17 protein-coding genes are annotated in these 22,958 nt (G+C 65.8%); 6 read left to right on the top strand and 11 right to left on the bottom strand.

Annotated elements, in window-relative coordinates:
- Positions 1 to 214: 214 nt before the first annotated feature.
- Together ACG2LG_RS01305 and ACG2LG_RS01300 are read right to left on the bottom strand one after the other, a co-directional pair.
- On the bottom strand, positions 215 to 1,423 hold the full coding sequence (locus ACG2LG_RS01305) for an inner membrane CreD family protein (RefSeq protein WP_396255650.1): 1,209 nt from the start codon (positions 1,421 to 1,423) through the stop codon (positions 215 to 217).
- Positions 1,424 to 1,426: 3 nt separating this feature from the next.
- Positions 1,427 to 3,088 (bottom strand): hypothetical protein, encoded by a 1,662-nt coding sequence (locus ACG2LG_RS01300; protein ID WP_396255649.1) that lies wholly within the window; start codon positions 3,086 to 3,088, stop codon positions 1,427 to 1,429.
- Between the two features lie 318 nt (positions 3,089 to 3,406).
- Between ACG2LG_RS01300 and ACG2LG_RS01295 the strand changes: the two genes are divergently transcribed.
- Together ACG2LG_RS01295 and ACG2LG_RS01290 are read left to right on the top strand one after the other, a co-directional pair.
- Positions 3,407 to 4,747 carry a sulfatase gene (locus tag ACG2LG_RS01295; RefSeq protein WP_396255647.1) on the top strand — a complete coding sequence of 447 codons (1,341 nt, stop codon included), beginning with the start codon at positions 3,407 to 3,409 and terminating at the stop codon, positions 4,745 to 4,747.
- Between the two features lie 184 nt (positions 4,748 to 4,931).
- Positions 4,932 to 6,359 (top strand): nitronate monooxygenase, encoded by a 1,428-nt coding sequence (locus tag ACG2LG_RS01290; protein ID WP_396255646.1) that lies wholly within the window; start codon positions 4,932 to 4,934, stop codon positions 6,357 to 6,359.
- A 51-nt stretch (positions 6,360 to 6,410) separates the two neighbouring features.
- On the opposite strand, the gene ACG2LG_RS01285 is transcribed toward ACG2LG_RS01290, so the two are convergent.
- Positions 6,411 to 7,022, bottom strand: a complete 612-nt coding sequence (locus ACG2LG_RS01285) for an HdeD family acid-resistance protein (protein WP_396255645.1) — start codon at positions 7,020 to 7,022, stop codon at positions 6,411 to 6,413.
- 113 nt (positions 7,023 to 7,135) lie between these two features.
- Positions 7,136 to 9,730 (bottom strand): DUF3656 domain-containing protein, encoded by a 2,595-nt coding sequence (locus tag ACG2LG_RS01280; RefSeq protein WP_396255644.1) that lies wholly within the window; start codon positions 9,728 to 9,730, stop codon positions 7,136 to 7,138.
- A gap of 123 nt (positions 9,731 to 9,853) precedes the next feature.
- On the opposite strand from ACG2LG_RS01280, the gene ACG2LG_RS01275 reads away from it, so the two are divergent.
- The 4 genes from ACG2LG_RS01275 to ACG2LG_RS01260 all read left to right on the top strand — a co-directional run bounded on the left by ACG2LG_RS01275 (position 9,854) and on the right by ACG2LG_RS01260 (position 14,826).
- Positions 9,854 to 11,407 carry a DUF1800 family protein gene (locus tag ACG2LG_RS01275; RefSeq protein ID WP_396255642.1) on the top strand — a complete coding sequence of 518 codons (1,554 nt, stop codon included), beginning with the start codon at positions 9,854 to 9,856 and terminating at the stop codon, positions 11,405 to 11,407.
- An 82-nt stretch (positions 11,408 to 11,489) separates the two neighbouring features.
- Positions 11,490 to 12,785, top strand: coding sequence for a DUF1501 domain-containing protein (locus tag ACG2LG_RS01270; protein ID WP_396255640.1), 1,296 nt, complete (start codon positions 11,490 to 11,492; stop codon positions 12,783 to 12,785).
- A gap of 18 nt (positions 12,786 to 12,803) precedes the next feature.
- Positions 12,804 to 13,568: an HAD family hydrolase gene (locus ACG2LG_RS01265; protein ID WP_396255639.1), complete on the top strand. Its 765-nt coding sequence runs from the start codon at positions 12,804 to 12,806 to the stop codon at positions 13,566 to 13,568.
- Between the two features lie 43 nt (positions 13,569 to 13,611).
- Positions 13,612 to 14,826, top strand: coding sequence for a porin (locus ACG2LG_RS01260; RefSeq protein ID WP_396255638.1), 1,215 nt, complete (start codon positions 13,612 to 13,614; stop codon positions 14,824 to 14,826).
- A 6-nt stretch (positions 14,827 to 14,832) separates the two neighbouring features.
- Here ACG2LG_RS01260 and ACG2LG_RS01255 read toward each other — a convergent pair whose 3' ends face one another.
- The 7 genes from ACG2LG_RS01255 to ACG2LG_RS01225 form a co-directional block, all read right to left on the bottom strand.
- Positions 14,833 to 15,096: a hypothetical protein gene (locus tag ACG2LG_RS01255; protein ID WP_396255636.1), complete on the bottom strand. Its 264-nt coding sequence runs from the start codon at positions 15,094 to 15,096 to the stop codon at positions 14,833 to 14,835.
- A 118-nt stretch (positions 15,097 to 15,214) separates the two neighbouring features.
- Positions 15,215 to 15,679 (bottom strand): 2-C-methyl-D-erythritol 2,4-cyclodiphosphate synthase, encoded by a 465-nt coding sequence (gene ispF / locus ACG2LG_RS01250; RefSeq protein ID WP_396255634.1) that lies wholly within the window; start codon positions 15,677 to 15,679, stop codon positions 15,215 to 15,217.
- Positions 15,680 to 15,832: 153 nt separating this feature from the next.
- Positions 15,833 to 16,579 carry an inositol monophosphatase family protein gene (locus tag ACG2LG_RS01245; protein WP_396255632.1) on the bottom strand — a complete coding sequence of 249 codons (747 nt, stop codon included), beginning with the start codon at positions 16,577 to 16,579 and terminating at the stop codon, positions 15,833 to 15,835.
- A 189-nt stretch (positions 16,580 to 16,768) separates the two neighbouring features.
- Complete coding sequence (locus ACG2LG_RS01240; RefSeq protein ID WP_396255631.1) at positions 16,769 to 17,896, bottom strand: heparan-alpha-glucosaminide N-acetyltransferase domain-containing protein; 1,128 nt, start codon at positions 17,894 to 17,896, stop codon at positions 16,769 to 16,771.
- A 61-nt stretch (positions 17,897 to 17,957) separates the two neighbouring features.
- Entirely contained in the window at positions 17,958 to 18,602 is a 645-nt protein-coding gene (locus ACG2LG_RS01235; RefSeq protein ID WP_396255629.1) for a phosphopantothenoylcysteine decarboxylase, read from the bottom strand.
- A gap of 10 nt (positions 18,603 to 18,612) precedes the next feature.
- Positions 18,613 to 20,115 (bottom strand): tetratricopeptide repeat protein, encoded by a 1,503-nt coding sequence (locus ACG2LG_RS01230; protein ID WP_396255627.1) that lies wholly within the window; start codon positions 20,113 to 20,115, stop codon positions 18,613 to 18,615.
- 64 nt (positions 20,116 to 20,179) lie between these two features.
- The gene (locus tag ACG2LG_RS01225) at positions 20,180 to 22,906 is read right to left on the bottom strand and encodes a phosphoenolpyruvate carboxylase (protein ID WP_396255626.1); all 2,727 of its coding nucleotides are present in this window, start codon (positions 22,904 to 22,906) and stop codon (positions 20,180 to 20,182) included.
- Positions 22,907 to 22,958 lie beyond the last annotated feature (52 nt).

Raw genomic sequence — 22,958 nt, 5'->3', positions numbered from 1 at the left:
AGTGGCGCTCTTGGAGCGCCATGACGGGGCGTGGCGGCTTTCCAGCCGCGGTGTTGGGGATGACTCCCCATGGGGCTGAGGCAAACACTCCCCTGCGGCCACCCGAAGAGCAATCGAGTGTGGCGAGCATGGTCACAGGCAGGCGGATCACCAGCACGCGGCTTGGAAGCCGCCACGCCCCGGCATGGCTCCTGCAAGGAGCCACTCCCCTGCATCATGTGCGGCTTGGAATGGCGGGAGGTGGTGCTGCCTTGGAGGCGAAGATGGTTTTCCAGTCGACCCGGGCGGTGAGAATCATGAGGATGCCCAGGGTGACCACGGCTCCGATGGCGATGGTGATCCCGGTGAGTCCGTCGAAGAAGAACGACGCGCTGAAGAGCACCATATAGGCGGTTTGGGCGGGCAGGGCGACGCGGAACAGTTTCCGTCCTCCGACGGCCCGGAGATAGCCGCTCACGAGGGCCACCGACACCAATGCGGCGATCAGGAAACTCGCGGCTGCCGGAAGCAGGTCGACCAGATAGGCGAAGAGGAGGTGGAAGGCGAAGAAGCCGGCCGAAACGAAAAACATGTGCATGGGGTGGAGCGGCACCCCGCGCAGCCCTCCGATGAGCAGGACGACGGTGACAAAGAACAGCAGCGATACCGGCGCGAAGAAGGCGATCCGTGCCGCCACCGGGCCGGCGTTGAGGAGCTTGGGCATCGACATGCCGATGTGGTGCGCGCCGATCACGTCGGGATAGCTCCAGTCGAGCCTCCAGCCGTCCGGGGTCTGCTGACGGTCGGTCGGAGAACCCGTGCCGACCGGAAAGTCGATCTCGCTGAAGTCGGTGGACATCGTCAGGTCGAATCCGGAGATCCTCGAGGCATCCGGAAATTCATAGCGCCAGTCGTCGGTGCCCCGGGTGAGATACGAGACATGCAGTGGCACGGTTTCTCCCGCCGGCACCTCGACGCTGCGGGTGATCACGCCGCTGCTGATGCCCGAGACCGTATCGGCGCTTTCTCCATCGACGCTGAGACTGAACTCGTGGAGTCCTTGCGCCGCAGCCGGCAGGGGAAAGTTGAGATACAGGGTCTGGGGAATGCGCGTTGGGTTGGTGAAGACGTAGTCGGCGGCGTAGCGAACCTGATAGGTCCGATGCTGGAGGAGGCCCCGCTTCTTGGGTTCAAAGCCGAGATCGACATGAACACTGCTTTCGGAGGGTTGCACGGCCGCCCGCCCGCCGACGGCGTTGGGGGTCAGGAAGAAGGCGGACGGATGCCGCTGGACCAGCGAGGGCCCCCAGACGTGGGAGACGTCATCCGTAGTCGATCGACCGAAGTCGTGGTTTCGCTTTCCGATGGCGGCTCCGAGGATGAACCAGGCGAGGGCGGTGCCCGCGAGGATGGCGGCGGTGGTGAGGAGGTGGAGCGGTTTCATGGATCAATGGAGGATGTTGTTGTGGGTGTAGAAGATGCGGGCGGCGGGTGTCTCGGCACGCAGGAGCTTCTTGCCGAGCAGGATGTCGGACGGCCGGGATGTGTCTTGAGTTGGCAGTCGGGTGAGGTTGCCGCTGACCTCGGCGCGATAGCCGGGCGGCAGTTTGAGCGTCCAGGTGAGTTCGTGGACGAACAACCGGCTGGTCGGCAATTCGGCGGCGATGACACCCTCCAGCGGATCGAGGGCCCCGACCCGGCTGGTGTAGGAAATTTCGAGGAGCGTGGGGGATTCGACGCCGGGCGGCGGCAAAGGGATTTCCAGAGTGCCGTCATCCCTCTGCACGGGGCTGACCGGCTGGTTGGCAACCGTGCAGGTGAGAAGTTTGGTCGCTTCCGGCAGACGCAGGGGAACGCGCATCGCGGTGCGGTGGTCGACTTTCAGCGATCCCCGCGTCAGCGACGCCCCGTCGGGCTCCATCTGTTGGATCCACTCGGTCGCGACCATCACGGCGTCGGCGGTCGCGGCGACCGGGAGCGGCTTCACCTGGATGGAGCTGCTGTGCTGGCCCTCGATCAGGAACCAGGGGTGCCCGCCCAGCACCTTGGCGAGTCGAGCGGGCAGGGTGGCCGGATCGAAGGGGCCGGTGAGGGTCTCCGCCGTGTAGGCGAGTTGATCCACGCCGGCGATGAGGAAGCGGGTGCGTGTCTTTTCCGCGTCGGGTGCGGCCGGAGCGGCGAGGGTCCAGTCGGGGTCGAGCGGGCGAAGAGGCATGCGGTAGTCGATGACGAGCTCCCGGTCGAGGATGTCGCGGCCCTTCCACTCGATCTCGAGCCAGCGGCTGCCGTCGGCATGCCGGCGATGGCCGTGCCCGACCAGATCGTCGCCTTCGACTTGGATCTCCCGGGCTTCATCGGGAAGCCGCAGCCTGGCCTTGATGCCGGAGCCATCGCTTGCCGAGGCGTGGGCGAAGATCCGGTAGTGAAGCTGGCCGTCGTGGCGCATGACCACGGCCTGGTGCTGCCACGACCAGTTGGAGGGTTCCGGGGGGAGCAGCGCGGCCTCGGCTTCGGCGGTGTCGATCAGGCGGACGACGACACGTGCTCCAGCAACGGGAAGGGGTAGTCGGGTAGGGCCGCCCAGCGTTTGTGACTGCCCGTTGATTTCGATGCGCAGCCCCCGCTCCACGGGAAGAGCCGGAATCTCCAGAACGGGCGCGGAACAAGGAGGCGTCTGGAAACCGTAGGTTTGCGGATCTTCTTCGATCGGTTGGAATCGAGCGCTGAGGGATTGAGAGCCCGGTTCGCGCAGGAGGAGGCACAACTGTCCCTCGTGGGCGATGACCCGGGTCTTCTCGGGCTCAACGGATTCGAGGGAAACCGAGCCGCCCAGAAGGGGAAGCAGGTGCCAGCCGCCGTCGAGGTGGTCGGCCCGGAAGTCGGCCGTGAGTGCGGGAATGCCGTCCTCGAAGCTCATGCGGTAACGGGCCGAGAGGAGTGCTGCGGGAATGGGTGGCTCCGCTTCGGGCACGGGCTCGCTTCGCGCTTCGGTGAGCAACCTGAGGAGCTCGGCGTAGGGCAGCCGGACTTCGGCATGGTCGAGGTCGGCTGGCTCGGCAGCGAAGGCGCCTGCCGAGATGAGCATGATCAGGAGAAGGTATCGTTTCATCGACCCGAGCTTCCCGGTCCTTCGTCAAGGCATGATGAAGGCGCGGTGAAGAGGCACGGCAATTTCGGGGAAGTTCCGATGGGGCCGGGGGGAGTGGCGCTCTTCGAGCGCCATGACGGGGCGTGGCGGCTTTCCAGCCGCGTTGTTGGGGATGACTCGCCATGGGGCTGAGGCAAACACTCCCGGCGGCCACCCGAAGAGCCATCGAGTGTGGCAAGCATGGTCACAGGCAGGCGGATCGCCCATCCGCGGCTGGAAAGCCGCCCGGCCCCGGCATGGCTCCTGCAAGGAGCCACTCCTGCCCGCGTATCCAAGTCCATGCGTTCCGCCCTGCTTGCGGCTTTTCTGATCGGCCAGTCCTTCGCCGCTCCGCGCCCGAACATCATCCTGATGATGGCCGATGACCTCGGTTGGGGAGATGTCGGGTTCAATGGAGGCAAGATCATCGAGACACCCGAACTGGACCGGATGGCGGAGAACGGACTCGTCTTCGATCGTTTCTACTCGGCGGCACCGGTGTGTTCGCCGACCCGGGGTTCGTGCCTGACGGGACGGCACCCGTTCCGCTACGGCGTGTTCTTCGCCAACACCGGACACCTGAAGGCAAGCGAGCGCACCTTGCCGGAGATGCTGGGCGAGCTGGGCTATGCCACCGGTCATTTCGGGAAATGGCACCTCGGGACGCTGCTGCCCGACTGGTCGGGCAAGGGCAAGGGCCGCAAGCCGGAGCAGAACCACATGACTCCGGCGATGGCGGGCTTCGACGAGTGGTTCTCGACCGAGTATTCGGTGGCGACCTGGGATCCCTACGACCCGAAGAACCAGCACGGCGGTGGCAAGTTCGACCCGCGCCGGCTGTTCTGGCACAACGGCGAGAACGTCACCGGACCTCTGGAAGGGGGAAGCGGACGCATCGTGATGGACCGGGCCATTCCCTTCATCGAGAAGGCGGCCGGGGAGGAGAAACCCTTCTTTGCCGCGATCTGGTTCCATGCGCCGCACAGTCCGGTGGTGGGTGGCCCGGAGTACCGCAAACGCTACGCGCAGCACCCGGAGGCGCATCAGCACTACTACGCCTGCGTGACCGAAATGGACGAGCAAGTCGGCCGGCTTCGGGCGAAGCTGCGCGAGCTCGGCGTCGAAAAGAACACGCTGCTCGCCTTCTGTTCGGACAACGGTCCCGCACGGCAGGGGGACAAGGAGCACGTCGGTTCGGCGGGTCCCTTCAAGGGCTTCAAGGTCAGCCTGTGGGAGGGCGGCATCCGGGTTCCCGGAGTGGTCGAGTGGCCGGGGCGGGTGAAACCGGGGCGCACCGACTTCGCCGTGGTGACCAGCGACTACCTGCCGACCATCGCGGAAATGGTGGGAGCCGAAACGGTGGAGTTGCTGGACGGTCGCTCGCTGCTGCCGGTCTTCGAGGGCGGGCTCACGGAGCGCAGGGAGCCCATCGGTTTTCAATCGCAGAACCAGCTGGCTTGGATCGAGGGCGATCTGAAGCTTGTGCGGGCCAAGGGCAGCAGGGGTTTTGAACTTCACGACCTGAAGGCGGACCCGGGTGAAGGGACCGACATCGCCGCGGACCGCCCGGAGGATCTCGCCCGGATGAAGGCGGCGCTGGAGAAATGGATGGCATCCTGCAAGGCCTCGAACGACGGCTGAAAGGCTGCGTTTCGGTGCTTACCGGCGGATTGCCCTCCGCATGGGCTGTGGAAGATCACGCGCCATAGGCTGTCCGGAGGTTTTGTGCTTTCCCCGACGGGAAGGCCGCGGAAGGGTCGGCTTGAAGGAATGGCCGCGCGGGTGCTGCAGACAGCACCGATGCAGGAACTCCGAACCAGTGTTCATGAAATTTCCCAAGATCATCCAGGGGGGCATGGGTGCCGGCGTTTCGGACTGGAGGTTGGCGAGAGCGGTGGCGACTGCCGGGCAACTCGGGGTGGTCTCCGGTACCGCGCTGGACCTGATCCTGACGCGGCGGTTGCAGGAAGGTGATCCGCAGGGTCACGTGCGCCGTGCCCTGGCGGCCTTTCCCGAACCGGGAATCGTCGGCCGGATTCTCGACCGGTGGTTTGTCGAGGACGGGAAGGACGAGGCCGTGCCCTATGCCGGCAAGCCGTTGGTCGGCGAGGCACCCGGAGCCCGTTTGGAGGAGTTGCTGGTGGTGGCGAACTTTGTCGAGGTCTGGCTGGCGAAGGAAGGACATCCGGGGATGGTCGGCATCAACTACCTGCACAAGATCCAGACGCCGACCTTGCCGTCGCTTTTCGGAGCGATGCTCGCGGGCGTCAATGTGGTGCTGGTCGGTGCGGGCATCCCTTTGGAAATCCCATCGATTCTCGATGGACTTGCGGCGGGTGAGCCGGTGGAGATGGCGCTCCAGGTCACGGGGGCCACCCGGGAACACAAGCTGCGCTTCGATCCGGCGCGGATGTTTCCGGACGGGGCACCGGAACTCAAGCGGCCGGCATTCTTTCCGATCGTGTCGTCGGTCGCGCTGGCCACGGTACTGGTCCGGAAAGCCGGGGGAGGAGTCGACGGGCTGGTGATCGAGGATCCCACGGCCGGTGGTCACAACGCCCCGCCACGCGGCGCGCTGAAACTCGATGACCACGGCGAGCCGGTTTACGGGACCCGCGACGCGGTCGACCCGGCCGCCATCGCTGCTCTTGGGCTGCCCTTCTGGCTGGCGGGTTCGAACGGCAGTCCGGAGAAACTCCGCGAGGCTCCCGGCGTCGGGGCGGCGGGCGTCCAGGTCGGCACCGTGTTTGCCTTCTGTGAGGAGTCGGGACTTCGTGAGGACCTCAAACAGGCTGCGATCCAAGCCGTGATTTCGGGAGACGTGACGGTGTTCCGCGATCCGGTGGCCTCGCCGACCGGCTTTCCCTTCCAGGTGCTGGCGCTGCCGGAGACGCTGTCGAAGGAGGAGGTTTATCAGTGCCGGGAACGTCAATGTGACCTGGGTTACCTGCGTGAAGCCTACGAGCGTGAGGACGGCACGGTCGGCTGGCGCTGTCCGGCGGAGGATCCGGCGACATTCGTCGAGGCCGGAGGCACGCTTGAGCAAACCGAGGGCCGCAAGTGCCTGTGCAACAGCCTGATGGCCAACCTCGGGCTCGGACAGTGGCGGGAGGGCAAGGTCGAGCCGCCGCTCCTGACCTGCGGCAAGGATCTGTCGGGAGTGCGCCGGATTCTTGCTCCCGGGCGGACAAGCTACACGGCGCGCGAGGTGCTGGAGTTTCTCCTTGGCGAGCCGGTGCCGGATCTGGCGTGAGGCGGGTGCCGTCGCCGGTGCCGGGCAACGGATCTTCAACAAGCCCGATTGTCAGACGTCGATCACCCCGGACGGCTCCTTGAGCTTCTTGCTCAGTTTTCTGAATCTGAGGGAGAGAAAAAGCAGAATCAGCGAGAAGAGAATCGCCCCGATGGCAAGCAGACGAATGACAAACAGACCGTAGAAGATCGGGGCCACGATCAGGAGTATGCCGAAGACCACGGCCAGGATGCCGGTGAGCAGGCTGCCGGTGCCTTCGCGGGATTCGCGTCGAGCCCGGACATTGCGGACGATCTCGAAGATCCCGCTCAGGATGACAATGGGTCCGACGACGAAGAAGACCGTCTTCATGGCCAGCGAGGCGACGAGGTCGGGCTTCAGGACGAAGAAGAGACCGAGTGAAACCATGATCGCACCCCGCGTGAGGGACCACAGCCGTGACTCGGCACGCCCCATGACCGCGGCGACGATGGCGAGGCCCCCGTCGATGAGAATCAAGAGCCCGACAAGCTGGGCGAAGAACACGGCGGTCTGTCCCGGATTGAGCAGGACGAAGATTCCGGCTCCGAGGATGAGGAGCCCGCGGATGAGAAAGTACCACCAGACGCTGCCGACGGCACTCGAGGCGGTGAGACGGTCCGGACCAAGCTTCTCGGATTTCATGTCGACAGGCTGACGGCGAATCCTCCCCAGGTCGATCGCGGAGAATGGAGGGTGGTCCGAAGTCGATTGCCTGCCGGGAGCACCGGTCCGGCAGCGGTAGCCACGGACCGGAATCAAACTCCGGGCTGCGGCAGCGGTTCGCCTGTTTGCTTCAGCGTCCCCTCGGTGACCCCGAGCTTCTCCAGGGCCGTGACGCGGTCGAGGAGGTCGGCTGGGGCGAGGCGGCCGTCGAGCATCGCCTGGTAAGCCTCGATCGTGTGGGTGGCGGCTTCGCGGTCCTCGTCGAGCAGCTCGATCCGGTAGTGGCCGAGGCCGGTCCGCCGGAGGGCCTCGAAGAAGCGGGCCCCGGTCTGGGCGCGGCCGTTGAAAAGAGTGTTGCGGCAGCCGACGTCGGCCTGGAGGCGGTGGAGCTGGCCGACCCGGTCGCGGAGGTGGACGACATGTTTCTCGCACGGGCGCCCGCAGTCCTTGTAGGTCGTGCCCTCGCTCATGAAGGTGCAGAAGACGCAGTGCTCCATGTGAAACATCGGCATGTGCTGGTGCAGGGTCAGCTCGAACCAGTCGGGCGGGGCCTGGGCCAGCAAGTCGAGCACCTGGCCGATGTTGAGGTCGTAGGAAATGGTCAGGCGGTCGAGTCGGGCGGATTCCTTGAGCAGCTTCGCGGTGATCGGATTGGCGACGTTGAGCGAGAAGTCGGCGGTCTTGACCAGGTCGCTACGGTCTTTGTAGTAGTCGAGGGCGGCGAGGTTGCGGAGCAGGAGGCCGTCGGGACCGGCCTTTTCGATAAGCTTGAGGTAGCCGGTCTCGCCGGGTTTCAGGATCCTCGGGGTCGCCAAATGGATTTGGGACTTGGGACTTGGAACTTGGAACTTCAGGCCAACGGCCTGCTTGTAGCGGCGCGGATCCTCGAAGTCGCAGTAAATGGTGGGGACAGCGGCTTCGAGGGCGGCCTCGACCTGGGGGAGGGTGCGGCAGAGGACGGACAAGCGCGGAGCGGGGAGCGTGGAGGGCGGAGTGGGAGAGGGGAGGAGGTTGTGGTGGGTGATTGAAGAGCGAGCTGAAGCTCGCGGTCCGTCCGGGGAGGGTTCGTTGAGTTGGGCAACGAGGGCGCGGCGGAGGCGGTTGAGGTCGGACAAGGGCAGGTGGCAGTCTCCGTCGAGTTGGTTGTCGAGGGAGGCGAGGTCGTAGGGGGTGTCGCCGAGGCGTCCGAGCTGTTTTTGGAGAACTTCGGTGGTGAGGGAGTGTTTCTGGGCTGCTTGGAGTGGTGTGGGACTCGCGACGGTGGTGGGTTCATGACCGGGACGGTCATGCCACAGGCAGGTGAGCGTGAGGGGCTCGCCGGGGGAGCCCTCGACGGTGAGATGGAGGGGCGTCTTCTTCTCGGGGAGTTTGGCGTTCTGCCAGAACTTGCGGATCTCGGACTCGAGGGCGGGGTCGGAGGTCTTGTAGAGGGTGACGCCGGGGCGGATGCGGTCGAAGTTGATGCCGCTGTAGGTGCGGTGGAAGATGATGCGGTCGTTCTCGATCTTCCAGATGCGCGCGCCCTGCTCGAGGTCGCGGTTCTCGCCGGCGTCGAACACCACGCCGTCGCCCGGCTTCAAGGGCGGGCTCTGGCCGGAGGGCGGGGTGTCGAGGCGGATCCAGCCGTTCTGCGCCTCGGTGATGGTGCCGAGGAAAGGTCCACGCTTTTTGCCGAAGCGCCCGTGGGTCAGGTAGGGATGATTCGTTCCCGCCAGCCAGCCGGAGGAGAGACCGCGGGAAAAGGTCATCTCGAGCGCGTAGCGATCGGCGTCGGTGATGGGGGAGCCGGCTTCGCCGGAGTGCCGGGTGCCGAGTGAGAAGTGAGAAGTGCAAGATTGGTGCGCTTCGCGCAGGGTGGTTGAAGCGGGTTTCAAACCCGCTCTCTCCATGCAGGCGTCGAGGGCCTTGCGGTAGACGCGGGTGACGGCGGCGACGTATTCGGGGGACTTGAGGCGGCCTTCGATCTTGAAGGATTTGACCCCGGCGCGAACGAGGTCGGGGATGAGGTCGGCGGCGGCAAGGTCCTGGGGGCTGAGCAGGTAGCGGACCTCGTCCATCGGTTGGGTTTCGCCATCGACGACCAACTCGTAGGGCATGCGGCAGGCTTGGGCGCACTCGCCGCGGTTGGCCGAGCGCTGCCCGAGCGACTCGCTGGTCAGGCACTGTCCGGAGTAGGCGACGCAGAGGGCGCCATGGACGAAGACTTCCAGCGGGGTGTGTTCGTTTTTCCCGAAGCGCTCGATCTCCTTCACCGAGAGTTCGCGGGCGAGAACGGCGCGCTCCATGGGGAAGAGGGACTCGACGAAACGCAGGCCCTCGGGCGAGGTGATGGTCATCTGGGTCGAGGCGTGGACTTCGACCCCGGGAGCGATTTCGCGGGCCATCCTGGCGAGACCGATATCCTGGATGATCAGGGCGTCGACGCCTGTCTCGGCGACGCGGCGGAGCTGGGCTTCGGCGGCCTCGAGTTCGCCGGTGAAGATGAGGGTGTTCATCGTCACGAAGCCCTTCACGCCGTGGCGGTGGAGGAAGGCCATCAGCTCCGGAAGATCCTCGTTGGTGAAATTGTCGGCCCGCAGGCGGGCGTTGAAGGCCGGAAGCCCGAAGTAGATGGCATCCGCCCCGGCAGCGACCGCGGCGCGGGCGCAGTCCCAGTTTCCGGCGGGGCTGAGGAGTTCGGGTGTCATCGGCTGGGGGAGGAAACCACGCGCGCCGGGGAAATCACGGAAGAAATCGACGCGAAGCTTCCGGCCTTGCGCAACTTTCCCGGTGACCCTGGGTTCCTCCTCCTCGTAGTCTCCCGAGAAATCATGCTCCCACGTGCCAAGAACGACTGGACCCTTGAGGAAGCCGCCCACCTGGTGAGGCGGGCGGGATTCGGGGCCTCCCCGTCCGAAATCCGGGAAATCCACGAGTTGGGCCGGGAGGCGGCGGTGGACAGCCTCCTGGAGCCCGACGAGTCCCTCGCCGACGTCGAGCTGCCCGAGTGGGCGGAGCCGGAGCGGGTCGCCGAGGAGCGCCGCGAGATCGCCGCCAAAATGCGGGAGTCCCGCCTGGAGCAGCGCGACATGACGCCCGAGGAGCGCCTGGAAGCGCGGCAGAAGATGCAGCGGGAGATCCGCCGCGAGCAGCAGCAGAACCTGGTGAGCGCCGGTGGCTGGTGGTTCGAGAGGATGATGCGGTCGCGCGCGCCGCTGCGGGAGAAGATGGTCATCTTCCTTCACGACCATTTCGCCACTTCGGCGCAGAAGGTCCGGCAGCCGGTGCTGATGCTGCAGCAGAACCAGCTGTTCCGCGAACATGCCTTCGGCGACTTCCGGGCGCTGACCCATGCGATCGCGACGGACCCGGCGATGATGCTCTACCTCGACACCCAGACTTCGAAGAAGGGCAAGCCGAACGAGAATTTTGCGCGCGAGGTGATGGAGCTCTTCACCCTGGGCCAGGGCAACTACACCGAGCAGGACATCAAGGAAGCGGCCCGGGCGTTCACGGGATATCAGGTGAATCGCCTGACCGGGGCGGTGGACCACAACAAGCGCCAGTGGGACGATGGCACCAAGACGGTGCTCGGGAAGACCGGGAAGTTCGACGGCCCGCAGGTCATTGATCTCATTTTCGAGCAGGATGCGGCGGCCGCCTACCTGCCGTCGAAGCTGTGGCAGTTCTTCGTCGAAGACGAGGCCCCGAATGCCGTGGTCAGGGACCTTGCGGCCACGTTCAAGGCGGGCGGTTTCCAGCTGAAGCCGGTGCTTCGGGAGATTTTCCTGTCGCGCGCCTTCTACGACGGCACGGTGATCCGGAACCAGATCAAGAGCCCGGTGCAGTTCATGGTGCAGATGTGCCGTGAACTCGAGATCGACGACCTGCCGCGCGGCTTCGTGCTGATCGCGCAGGGAGAGCTCGGTCAGCAGCTTTTCTACCCGCCGAACGTCGCGGGCTGGGACTGGGGCCGGGCATGGATCAATACCAACACGCTGCTCAGCCGCTACAACACGGCGGGAGTGGTGACCCAGGGAGCGGTCAATGCTGACGGGGTCGAGGACGAGGGCGACTCGATGATGGAGATGGCCGCGGCCGGTGGGCGGCCGGGCCAGCAGATGCTTGCGCGGATGGTCAAGCGCTCGATGGACCGCTGGGACGGCCCGGACTACGAGTCGATCGCGCCGAGGGAGCTGCGCAAGGATCCGGAGAAGCTGGTGGCATCGCTGATGGACCGGCTGTTCCAGGCGGATCTCGGCAGCAAGCAGAAGGCGGCCTTCGTCGACTATGCGAGGTCGAAGCAGGGCGTGGTCTTCACCAACCACGAGGTGGCGGAGTTGTGCCACCTGATGATGAGCACTCCGCACTACCAGCTCTGTTGAAGTTCCCCGCCGTCGCCCTGCGGGCTCTGGCGGGCAAGCAAGTTCCAAGTAACAAGTAACAAGTTCCAATTTAGAGGAAGATATGAAAACGAGACGGGAGTTCTTGCGGTCGACGATGCTGGGGGCATCGTCGGTCTGGACGGTGCCGGCATTTGTCGAGCGAACCTTTGGTGACCTGCACCTGGGCGCGCGGGACCTGGCGACCCAGGCGGTGACGGGAAAGGACGACACGATCATGATCGTGCTCCAGCTGGCCGGCGGCAATGACGGCTTGAATACGGTCGTTCCCTTCGAGGACGACGCCTACCACAAGGCGCGTCCGCAGCTGGCGAAGGATGCGAAGGATCTGATCCGGCTCGACGACGGGATCGGACTGAATGCGTCGATGCCCTACCTTGGCGAGATGTATCGGGAGGGGGACCTGGCGGTGGTCCAGGGCGTCGGCTACCCCAATCCAAACCGCTCGCACTTCGTCTCCACCTCGGTGTGGGAGACCGGCGACACACTGGCCCGGGCGAATACCGGCTGGCTGGGTCGCTACTTCGACAACGCCTGCCAGGGGGCGGATCCGACGGTGGGCATTTCGCTGAAGAAGACGCATCCCGAGGCCTTCGGTGCGATGAAGAATCCCGGCGTCTCGCTTTCCTCACCCGAGCTCTACCGCTGGATCCACGGCGGCGGGGAGAAGGCGGAAGCGGAGCAGTTCTTCAATTCGCTCAATGCGCCCGACGATCCGGTGGACGGCGCCTCGATCGCCGAGTCGCCGGGGACGAAGACGGGGGGCATTGTCGGTGAGACGAACCTCGATTTCCTCGAGCGGGTGGCGATGGACGCGCGGGTTTCCTCGAAGAAAATCCTCGAACTGGCCGCGAAGCATCGCTCGACGGTGAGTTACCCGGGCACGCCGGTGGCGCGCAGCCTGAACATGGTCTCGCGGATGATCGCCGGCAGGATGTCGACGCGCGTCTATTACGTGAGCCATGGCGGCTTCGACACCCACAACGGCCAGACCAACTCGCATGACCGCCTGCTCGGGCAGCTCGACGACGCGCTGAAGGCGTTCTTCGAGGACCTCAAGACGCAGGGCAACGCGGACCGGGTGACGGTGATGACCTTTTCGGAGTTCGGGCGGCGGGTTTCGGAGAACGCCAGCCGCGGAACCGACCACGGCAAGGCGTCGTGCCTGTTCGTGGCCGGAGCACCGGTGAAGGGCGGTCTCTACGGCCGCTACCCGAGCCTCACGGATCTCGACAAGGGCGACCTCAAGCACACGGTCGACTTCCGTCAGGTGTACTCGACCATGCTCGAGCAATGGCTGCGCACGAAGTCGGCGCCGATCCTCGGAAAGAACTACGGAACGCTCGGGTTCATGGGTTGAGGGAGGTCCGTCCTTGGCATGGCAGCCGATTGGGGAAAGCCTGCGCGGGTGACGCCGGAGCAGGACGAGAAACGGAAGCGGGGGCTCGCACTTTTTGACTTCGACGGGACCCTGATCCCGTGGGACACGCAGGTGATTTTCGCGGATCACGTGCTGCGCCAGGAACCGGTCCGTCGTCTCTACCTCACTTTGTTCGCCGCTTTCGGGCCCTTCTACCGGGTGCTCGGCGACGAGGGGATGAAGCGGGTCTTCCTGAGTTACCTGTGGCGTGCCGAAAGGGGAAGGATCGAAGAGTGGGCGAAGGAATTCGTGGAAAAGCGGCTGCTGCCGATCTGCCATCCCGCGGTGATCGAGCGGCTCGAGCAGCACCAGGCGGCGGGCCACCTGACCGTCCTTGCCTCGGCCAGCCCGGACCTCTACGTGACCGAGGTGGGTCGGGCCCTCGGCTTCGACGTGGCCCTCGGCACCGAGGTCGAGTTCGGGCAGGTGATGCCGCTTTTCCCGGACCTGAGGAATCACAAGGGCGAGGAGAAAGTACGACGTTTGTCGGAGATGCTGGGAGTGCCGGGAAGGTCGGGCTGGGAGGGTAGCCATGGCTACACCGACAGCACCGCCGACCTGCCGATGATGATGGCCTGCCGCAAGGGGACCGTGGTCAATCCCTCGGAGCGGCTCTCCCGGATCGCCGCGGAAAAGGGGTGGGAGGTGATCCGGCCCGGGACGCCTTGGCGGGGTCGGTTTGACAAGATCCGGCGTATCCTGCGTTTCGCTGCCGGAATCTGACCATGCGCTTCCGGGCTGGCCTCCGGTCTGCTTGGTTCCAGCCGTGAATCCGAGCGTGCTGCTTTCGCTGATGGCGACCGTCCTGGTGACGGCCGAGGGCAATGATGGAGATTGGTGCAAGGCGATCCCGTGGGATATCGGGACCGTGCCGACGGATGCCGAGTCGCCGTGGCTGCAGTCGCTGCGGTTCGGCGGCTACATCCACCTGCAGTCCGCCGCGGTGAATGGACGAGCCGGCGGCCGGGACTTTTCCTATGGCCGGGGCCTTGATGTGCGGCGCTCACGGCTCACCATGAAGGGCAAGGCCCTCAACGCCCTTTCGTGGAGTGTGCACGCCAACATGAGCGAGGATGATGGGCGCACCGGCGGCGGCGTGGAGTTCGACTACTTCGGGCTGTTCACCGCGTATGCGACGCTGGATCTGAACGCGTTGCTCCCCGACAACCCGCTCGACACTTTTTCCGTGAGCTACGGCAAGCGCAAGCTGACCGAGCTGAACGAGGAGGACGAGACCTCGATCAACAGCATCCTGACCGTCGAGCGGTCCTCACTTTCAAGTTTCGTCGTGCCCTTCCGTGCGGCGACCGGGACGACCGGTGCGTGGATGACGATGGGCCGGGGTCGTGATGAAGTGACGCTCGGGGTGTTCTCCACCGACACGACTCCCGAGTTCGGAACGTGGGACGACGGCACACTTCTGATCGGCTCGTGGGAGCACGACTTCTCGACGGCCCTGGGTCTGGAGGAAGCGCTTCTGTCGATCGGCGGCGGGATTCAGGACGTCAAGGCGGGCGATGAAGTGTATTCGCCGTGGGAGTGGGTGTTCACCCCTTGGTTCCGCATCACCGAAGGTCGTTGGCAGTGGCATTTCAGTGCGGCCGTCGGCGAACTCGAGGGTCCGGCAGCCACCACGGGCGGGTCGTTTTACGGGGCGTGTCTGATGCCGGTTTACTGGCTGGTGGAGGACCGTCTTCAACTGGTCTTCCGCTACGAGTTCATGAACTCGGATGCGCCGTTCGGCGTCCAACTGCGCTCGCGCTACGCCCGGGAGGCGGGTCGGCCGCAGAACGAGGCGATTCCCTCGCTGGCAACGGGTCGGGGAGACTTCCATCAGGCTGCCTACACCGGCCTGGTGTGGTGGGTGTGCCCGAAGCACCTGAGCGTCCTGGGTGGCGTCGAGTGGGAGCAGCTGACCTCGCGTTCCACCAACGTGTATCGCGGCACCACCCTGTGGCTTTCGACGCGGGTGATTTTCTGAGGGGTTTCAGAAAAGCGAGGGGGGCTCGGCAACCGAGGCCGGGATGTTCCGGGGGCGGGCCACAAGCGAGTCGAGCGCCGTGACTTCATCGAGCGTCGGGACGACGTGGCCCTCGAGGATCGCGCGGAGGCGTTCGGCGTGCCATTCGGGGCTGCCGCCGTCCTTCCGGGAAAGGAGCAGGGCCACCTCGCTGAGGCGACCGCTCGGCGCGAGCTGCTTGCGGGCGCGACGCAGCCATTGGGCGAGGTGGCGGCGTTCGGGAGGAGGCATGCGGTTACTTTAGAAAACCAAAGGGGTTTTGGCAAGGGGTGCGAACGGAGGTCAGACGCTCCTGTCTGACCCGCACCACCCGAGAGTTCCATATGTCAGACAGGAGCGTCTGACCTCCTCACTTGACCTCGGCCACCGCCATCGCGGCGATGCCTTCACGGCGGCCGATGGCGCCGAGCAACTCGTTGGTGGTCGCCTTGATGCCGACCCGTTCCGGCGCGATGCCAAGGGCGGCTCCGATCTTCGCCTGCATCGCTTCGCGGTGGGGAAGCACCTTGGGGGCTTCGGCGATGAGGGTGGCATCGACGTTGATGATCTCGTGGCCCTTTTCGCGGATCAGCGCGGCCGCCTTCTCAAGGATCCTGAGCGATGAGATGTCCTTGCAGTCGGGATTGCCCGGCGGGAACCAGTGTCCAATGTCCGGCAGGCCAAGCGCGCCGAGCACGGCGTCGGCGATGGCGTGGGAAAGCACGTCGGCATCCGAGTGCCCGTCGAGTCCTTGGGTGTGCGGGATTTCCACCCCGCCGAGAATCAGCGGGCGGCCCTCTGCGAAGCGGTGGATGTCGTAGCCGAGACCGGTCATGGGATGGTGGATGGTGGATGGTGGGTGGTGGATGGTGGTTGGTTGGCGTGGTGGATGATGCTCTCTATCCTGACGAGGCGACGGGTTGGGGTGAGGCTGCCGATTTCATAATCGGCGCTCCGTCGCCTATCGACCATCACGGTTGCAGGCCGTTTACAGAATCTCTTCAATCGGGATTTTGCCATTGGTGGCGACGATGGACCAGGCGTCCTCCTTGTCGGAGGGGCCGAGGTCGACCTTGCCGCCGGCGGCTTCGACGAGGAGTTTGCCCGCCGCGATGTCCCACAGGGAAATACGGGACTCGACGTAGGAGTCGAGGCGCCCGGTGGCGATGTAGGCGAGGCCCAGCGCGGCGGAGCCCATCATGCGCATCTTGCGGGCGCGCACCGAGGCCTTGCGGAAGCGCTCGAGCCCGACACGAAGCGCCTCCTCGTCCTTGCCGCAGCCGATGAAGAGCACGCTCTCCTCGAGTTTGTCGCGGCTGCTGCAGCGGATCGGTTTCCCGTCGAGCATCGGCTCGCCGCCCTTCTCGACCGTCCAGGTCTCCCCGACGATCGGATCGTGGATGACGCCGAGGACCACCTCGTCATCGACCCGCAGGGCGATCGAGACGCAGAAGTGCGGGATGCCGTAGAAGAAGTTCACGGTGCCGTCGATGGGGTCGACGATCCACTGACGGTTCGACCCGGCGGTCCCGCCGATGCCTTCCTCGCCGTAGAAGGCGTCGCCCTCGCGGGCGCCGAGAAGGATGCCCTCGATGAGGTCCTGCGACTGGCGGTCGAGGGCGAGCTTGATGTCGTGGTGGTGGGCCTCGTCGACGTCGGCCGGGCGGCCGAAGTGTTCGCGAAGCAGCTTCCCGGCCTCGTGGGCGGCGTGGATGGTCAGTTCGAGATCGGTCACGGGGGGAGGCTGCGCCTCCAATGACGAATGACAAATGTTAAATGTCGAATGGAATGGTCGGCCGGGCGCCTCGGCATTGAGAATTCTGGGCGGAGGTGATCGAGCAAGGTGCCGATGAATTTTTCCGGTCCGGGGCGGCAAAGCGGGAGCTTTGCCTGGCATTCGCAAGGTGCAACCTTGCGCCACGGCTCAGGAGGCCGAGCTGGCGAGGCGCCAGTCGCGCCAGCGGAGGGTCATCGGTCCGGTCCACTGGACGGCGTAGCCGAAGAGGGCGCAGAACAGGACGGCACCCAGGGCCGCCTGCCACGGGTTGAGGGAATTGCGCAGCCAGTCGTCGAGACCAATGCCGAAGATGCCGCCGTAGAGGAGGATGACGTGGCCGACGTAGATCGGAAAGGTGTTGCGACCGATGGTCTGCAGCCATTCGGGGACGCCGGCGAACTGACGTTCGATCCAGATCAGGAGGCCGAGGATCACGAGGATCTCACCGAACCGACCGTGAAAAAGGGTGGGGAGGGTGCGGCCATCCGCGGCATGCCCGGTGACCTCCAGCCAAAGGTTGCCGAAGGAGTGGTCGAAGCTCCAGCCGAACAACGCGAGCCCGGTGCCGGCGGCGAGGAATGCTCCGGCCAAGCGGCGGCTGACCCTGCCGTAGGCCTGCAGGGCGATGCCGATGGCTCCGCCGTAGAGGGTGAAACCGAGCCAGGGCGAGATCGGAAACGGGCCGACGGGGCCGTGGATGGCGTTCTGGATCGCGAGGGGGGCGTTGGCAGGGAGGAATCCGTCGTGGTTGGCCAGCAGGATCGAAGCCGCGAAGATCGAGAATCCGCCTGCGGCAAAGAGCAGCGCGAGGGCCTTTCTTCCGAGGCGTCCTGCCAGGCCATACAGCGCGAGGATGACCAGCAGCCCGGTGGCGATGCACTGGAGGACGTGAAAGGCACCCATGCGCAGGGTGGGTCCGGACTCGAGGACCTTGGGCAGATACATCAGGTTGATCTGCAGCAGGTATCCCCAGAAAAGGAGTTCACCGACCCGGCGCAGTCCCCGGCGGACGCGGCGCTTCCGCCAGAATCCCGGCTCGCTGGAACCTTGAAGCAGGAAGGCGAAGATCAGCCCGGTGACCGTGAAAAACATGGGTGCCGCCAGTCCGCGAAGGTGCTGCCAGATCGCAAAGAAGGTGCCATCGCCGTGACGCCACTCGTCGGCCAGGGTGATGTCGACAAAGTGCCCCTCGAGCATCAGCAGGATGGCCACGGCCCGGGCCAGGTCGATGAAGCCGAGGCGCGGGCGCTTGGCGGTTGGGGCGTGCTTCAGCATGGGCGGCGTGGACGCTTGGGGTTGGGCCGGCAATTGACCAGCGCGAAAAAGGGCGGGCGATTCAGCTTTTCCGGCCGGCCGCGAGCAATTCGATCTCCTTCACCACGTGGCGGGCGAGGTGGTGCTTCTCGTCTTCGGGAAGGGCGACGGTGTGTTCGGGGAAGACCAGGAGAAGTTCGTTGCGGTCCGAGTCGAAGCCGATGTCCGGCTTCGAGACATCGTTGGCGACGATGAGATCGCAGCGCTTGCGCCCGAGTTTGTCGCGGGCGTTGGCCTCGAGGTTCTCGGTTTCGGCGGCGAAGCCGACCAGGATCCCGTCGAAGCCCATTTTATCCCGTGCCTCGCCGAGGATGTCGGGGGTGCGCACGAGCTCGAGGGTCAGCGTTTCGCCTGCCTTCTTGATTTTCTGCCCGGCCACGGTCGCGGGACGGTAGTCGGCCACGGCCGCGGCGAACACGGCCGCCTCCATGCGGGGAAGATGGCGGGCGACCGCCTGGTGCATCTCATCGGCCGTTTCGATCGGCAGGAAATCGACGCCGGGAGGGACGTCGAGTTGGCTCGGTCCCGAAACCAGCAGAACCTGGTGGCCGGCATCGGCGAAGGCCTGTGCGAGGGCATAGCCCATCTTGCCGGACGAACGGTTGGTCAGGTAGCGGACCGGGTCGAGCGGCTCGCGCGTGGGGCCGGCGGTGATGAGGACTTTCAAGACGGAAGGGTCAGGGTTCCTCGGGTGCGTCTTCTTCTTCCTCGGTCTTCGGAGCTTTCAGCTCTTCGAGTTGCTTTTTCGCTTCGGTCAGCAGCTCGGGTGTCAGCCGGGGTGAGAGCTCGCCGAGCAGGGACTTGGCATTCTCGTCTCCCCGCTCCACGGCGATCGTGGCGAGGGCCCACGCCTTGGCGAGGTCGGGCTCGGTGCCGAGACCGAGGGCGTGCATCCGGGCCAGGGCGGTGGTGGCCTCGGCATGCCCCTGGTTCGCGGCGAGGCTGTAGAGTTCGCCGGCACTGCCGTAGTTGAGCGCAACTCCGGCACCCCGTTCGTAGAGGGTGGCGAGGTTGTTCTGCGCGGCGGCCATGCCGGCCTTCGCCGCACGCGTGAACCACGCGACCGCGGCCGGCCCGTCGGCTGCGCCAAGATTTCCCGACACGTAGAGCAGTCCGAGCTCGTTTTGGGCGGTCGCCAGGCCTCCATCGGCGGCCGCGACCAGATGGCGGTAAGCCGTGAGCAGGTCGGGGTTTTCTCCGGCCGACGCGAGGTTGGCGAGTTCGAGGTGGGCCTGGGCGTTTCCGAGTTCGGCGGACTTCTCGAGCCAGCGGGTGGCGGCGGCCTTGTCCTCCTCCACCCCGCGGCCGTTGTAGAGCATGCCGGCGACCCGCAGCATGCAGTCCTGCTGCTCGGCGTCGGCCCCCTTCAGGTAGGCGAGGTAAGCGGCCTTGTCGTCTTCCTTGACGGTCTCCTCGAAGTCGCCGATCGCGAGCCATGCCGCCGGCTGGTCGGTCTCGATGGCCTTGGCCAGCCATTCGCGGCCCTTGGCCTCATCCCGGAGTGCCTCGTCGCCGTTCAGGAGGCGGGAGCCGAGCGGGAGGTAGGCGGCCTTCTCGCCGAGGTCGGCGGCTTTCTGATAGAGTTCGAGGGCCTTGGCGGCATCCGCCTTTTCAGCGAAACCGAAGTTGCCGCTGTAGAGCCGGGCGAGCAGGAGAAGGGCGGTGGTGTCGCCCGCTTCGCTGGCGCTGGTCCACCACTTGGCGGCCTTCTCGAAGTCGGCCTTGCCCTCGGGGAGGCCGCGCAACCACGCCTCGCCGAGGATCCGGCCCGCCGTGCCCGGATCGGTTTCGGAGGCGGCTTCGAGCACCTTGCGGCCGGTTTCGCGCTCGGCCTTGTCCTTGGAGTTGAGGAGGATCAGTGCCCGGCGATAGGTGGCCTCCTGATGATCCTTCGCGGCCGCCTTGCGGTAGAAATCGAGGGCCTCTTCCCGCGAAGCGAGGATGCCTTGTCCGGTTTCGGCCGCATAGCCGAGGAGGAACAACGCGTCGGCGTCTCCCTCTTCCGCCAGCGGGCGGGCGGCTTCGACCGCGTCGCGATGACGGCCCTGATTGAAGAGTGCCAGCGCTTCCTTGGCGGGACCGTCGCCGGCATCGGGTGAAAGTGCCGGAGTTTCGGGAACGATCGGGTCCTGGGCGACGACGGGAAGAGCGAGGGCGAGGAGCAGGGCAAGGGCTTTCACGGGAGGCGCAGTTTGGAGGGAAATCCTCCGGTTGGAAGGGCGAAGTGGACGCCCCTGCGCCTGATCAACCCGTGGTCCGGAGGCCGGAGGAGATGGCGTTGATCGAGAGCAGGAGTCGTGGGAAAAGCTCGTCGGCCTGCCTTTCCTCGCCGGCGGCGAGCAGGCCGCGCCATTCGGCCAGGAGGGCGATCTGCTGACGGTGGAGGACTTGCAGCGGCTCCTCGCGGATGTCGAGCGTCTTGGCCATGCGGGGGCGCCGCTTCTGCATGTCGCCATCGAAGAGCTCGGCGAGGTATTCGCGCGTGCGGTGGAATTCGGTGGTGATGCGGTCCATGAAGCGCTTGCGCAGGTCCTCGTCGGCAACCAGCGCGGCATACTCGCCCATCAGCTCGAGATTGGCGGAGGCGAGGTTGGTTTCGACGTTGGTCAGGATGTAGGAGATGAACGGCGACTCGGGAACGGCGGCCTTGAGCCGGGCGAACTCGTCCGGATTCTCGTCCTTCAGGGTCTGGAGGGCGGTGCCGACGCCGTACCAGCCCGGCAGGTAGAAGCGGGCCTGGGTCCACGAGAAGACCCAGGGGATGGCGCGGAGGTCGGAGATGGAATGGCCCTTCTTGCCGGTGCGGCGGGCGGGGCGCGACCCGATGCGGGAGTTTTCGAGCGCATCGATGGGCGTGACCTGACGGTAGAAGTCGATGAAACCCTCGGCGTGGAGCAGGTCCCGGTAGGCCTTCTGGCTGGCCTTCGAGAGGGCGGGAAACAGTTCGTCGGCGGGGTCGTCCTTGGTCTTCGGCTGGCGGTGATCGGCCGTCGTGCAGGCGGCCCCGGCGAGCAGCAGTTCGAGGTGGTAGGTGGCGTTGGCGAGGTTGGCGTACTTCTGGGCGATGGTTTCGCCCTGCTCGGTCATGCGGAAGCCGCCGGCCAGCGAGCCATGCGGCAGGGCGGCCATGAACCAGTGGGTCGGGCCGGCGCCTCTGGAGATGGTGCCGCCCCGGCCGTGGAAGAAACGAAGCGGCACCCCGTGTTTGCGGCCCACTTCGGTGAGCTCTTCCTGGGCGCGATGCAGCGACCATGCGGCGGTGAGGATGCCGCAGTCCTTGTTCGAGTCGGAGTAGCCGAGCATGACCTGCTGGCCGTCGGCCTCGCGGCGACGGACGACGGGATGCTCGAGGAAGGCCGAAAGGATTCCCGGCGCGCGCTCGAGGTCGTCCATGGTTTCGAACAAGGGAACCACCTCCAGGGGGCAGGTCAGGCCGCCGTTCTTCTCGATGGTCAGCCCGGCCTCGCGGGCCAGCAGATAGACGCCGAGCAGGTCGGAGAGCTGGCGAGTCATCGAGACGATCAGCGCGCCGAGGCCCCGGTTGTCGTGTTCCTGGCGATGAGCGACGAGGACCCGGTAGGCGTCGAGCACGAGATCGGCCTGCTCGCCCGCCCTGGCGGAGTCGTGAAGAAAGGGCCGCGGCGACTCGAGCTCGCGGGTGAGGAAGTCGACGCGCTTTTCCTCGGGCCACGTCGCGTAGTTTTCCCCGTCCTCGATTCCGGCGGCGGTGAGAAGTTGCGAGATCGCCTGGTCGTGGAACTCGGAGTTCTGGCGGACGTCGAGTGTGGCGAGGTGGAAGCCGAAGATCTCCAGCTTGTGGCGCAGCGGACGGAGATACTGTTCCTCGATGAGCGTGCAGCCGGTGCCGCGGATGGTCTTCGAGAGCAGGTCGAGGTCGGCGAGCAGCGAGGCCGGACCGGGGTATCCCGGATGACCGTCGATCTGGCGCTGGATGCGGGCGGCCATCAGCGCCACCAGATGACGCCACGGTTCCTCGTTGAAACGGGTGTGCAGCTCGTTGGCGGTCGTTTCGTCACCGAGGGTGAATGCCAGCTCGTCGATGCGTGTTTCGAGTTCGTCGGGGACCTCGTTGAGGTGGCGCGACAGGGTGAGCTGGGTGGCCAGCTGGGTCAGCTCGCGGTGCAGCAGCTGGAAGGCGCCGGTGCGCAGCATGCCGAGCGCCTTGCGGGTGACCTCCGGGGTGACCAGCGGGTGGCCGTCGCGGTCGCCACCGATCCAGGTGCCGAAGGAGAGGTTGGGCACGTTGCCGGCCGAGCGCAGCAACGACAACGGGAAGCCGGCATCGCGCCAGGCTTCGGTGAAGTGGAGGTCGAGCCGATCAAGCGCGGACGGGAACAGGTCGCGGAGGTAGTGGATCGCGTCGCGCAGCTCGCGGAACACATCCGGTCGCACCAGGTGGATCTCACCGGTGCGCCACAGGGTTTCCAGCGAGGTGACGATCTTTTCGCGCAGTCGGCGGCGTTCACGCTCGGTGTATTTCGGGTATTCCGAGCGGACGAGGTCATCGTAGAGGGAGCGGTGGCGTTCGCGCACGGAACTGCGCTTGGCCTCGGTCGGGTGGGCGGTGAGGACCGGTTGGACATCGACGTCGGCCAGCACGGCGATGATTTCCTCCGGGGAAAGCCCGGTCTCGCCCATGTCTTTCAGTGCACGCGGCCAGAGGCCGCGGATCGATTCGGCGCCGAGTTCCTTCTCGCGTTCCCGGCGGATCGCGGCGGCAACCCGTTCCTCGACCATGTTGAGGAGCTGGAAGCCGATCGAGTAGAGCTGCTGGAGTCCCTCGGGCGGCGCATCCTCGGGAGCGTTTCCCGACCACGGCATGTAACGGACCAGCTCCTCCTCGCCGAGGGCGCCGAGGGCGTCGGTGAGGCAGCCGATCAGGAACTGCAGCTTGTCATCGATCAGGTCGAAGCCCTGCAGGCGGAGTTCAGCGCGTTTCGAGGAAGTCATCGGTCGGGGGGAGTGAAGCAGGGATCAGGCCGATGTCGATTCGGGGTTGGGG

It is taken from the genome of Haloferula sp. A504, from assembly GCF_044385805.1.
GTDB lineage: Bacteria > Verrucomicrobiota > Verrucomicrobiia > Verrucomicrobiales > Akkermansiaceae > Haloferula.
This window is presented reverse-complemented; position numbering and strand designations above follow the sequence as displayed.

Coding starts and splice junctions, on each gene's coding strand:
- ACG2LG_RS01295 (WP_396255647.1), top strand. CDS start 3,407: ATGCGTTCCGCCCTGCTTGCGGCTTTTCTGATCGGCCAGTCCTTCGCC.
- ACG2LG_RS01290 (WP_396255646.1), top strand. CDS start 4,932: ATGAAATTTCCCAAGATCATCCAGGGGGGCATGGGTGCCGGCGTTTCG.
- ACG2LG_RS01280 (WP_396255644.1), bottom strand. CDS start 9,730: ATGACACCCGAACTCCTCAGCCCCGCCGGAAACTGGGACTGCGCCCGC.
- ACG2LG_RS01285 (WP_396255645.1), bottom strand. CDS start 7,022: ATGAAATCCGAGAAGCTTGGTCCGGACCGTCTCACCGCCTCGAGTGCC.
- ACG2LG_RS01240 (WP_396255631.1), bottom strand. CDS start 17,896: ATGCTGAAGCACGCCCCAACCGCCAAGCGCCCGCGCCTCGGCTTCATC.
- ACG2LG_RS01255 (WP_396255636.1), bottom strand. CDS start 15,096: ATGCCTCCTCCCGAACGCCGCCACCTCGCCCAATGGCTGCGTCGCGCC.
- ACG2LG_RS01305 (WP_396255650.1), bottom strand. CDS start 1,423: ATGAAACCGCTCCACCTCCTCACCACCGCCGCCATCCTCGCGGGCACC.
- ACG2LG_RS01275 (WP_396255642.1), top strand. CDS start 9,854: ATGCTCCCACGTGCCAAGAACGACTGGACCCTTGAGGAAGCCGCCCAC.
- ACG2LG_RS01270 (WP_396255640.1), top strand. CDS start 11,490: ATGAAAACGAGACGGGAGTTCTTGCGGTCGACGATGCTGGGGGCATCG.
- ACG2LG_RS01300 (WP_396255649.1), bottom strand. CDS start 3,088: ATGAAACGATACCTTCTCCTGATCATGCTCATCTCGGCAGGCGCCTTC.
- ispF (WP_396255634.1), bottom strand. CDS start 15,679: ATGACCGGTCTCGGCTACGACATCCACCGCTTCGCAGAGGGCCGCCCG.
- ACG2LG_RS01225 (WP_396255626.1), bottom strand. CDS start 22,906: ATGACTTCCTCGAAACGCGCTGAACTCCGCCTGCAGGGCTTCGACCTG.
- ACG2LG_RS01265 (WP_396255639.1), top strand. CDS start 12,804: ATGGCAGCCGATTGGGGAAAGCCTGCGCGGGTGACGCCGGAGCAGGAC.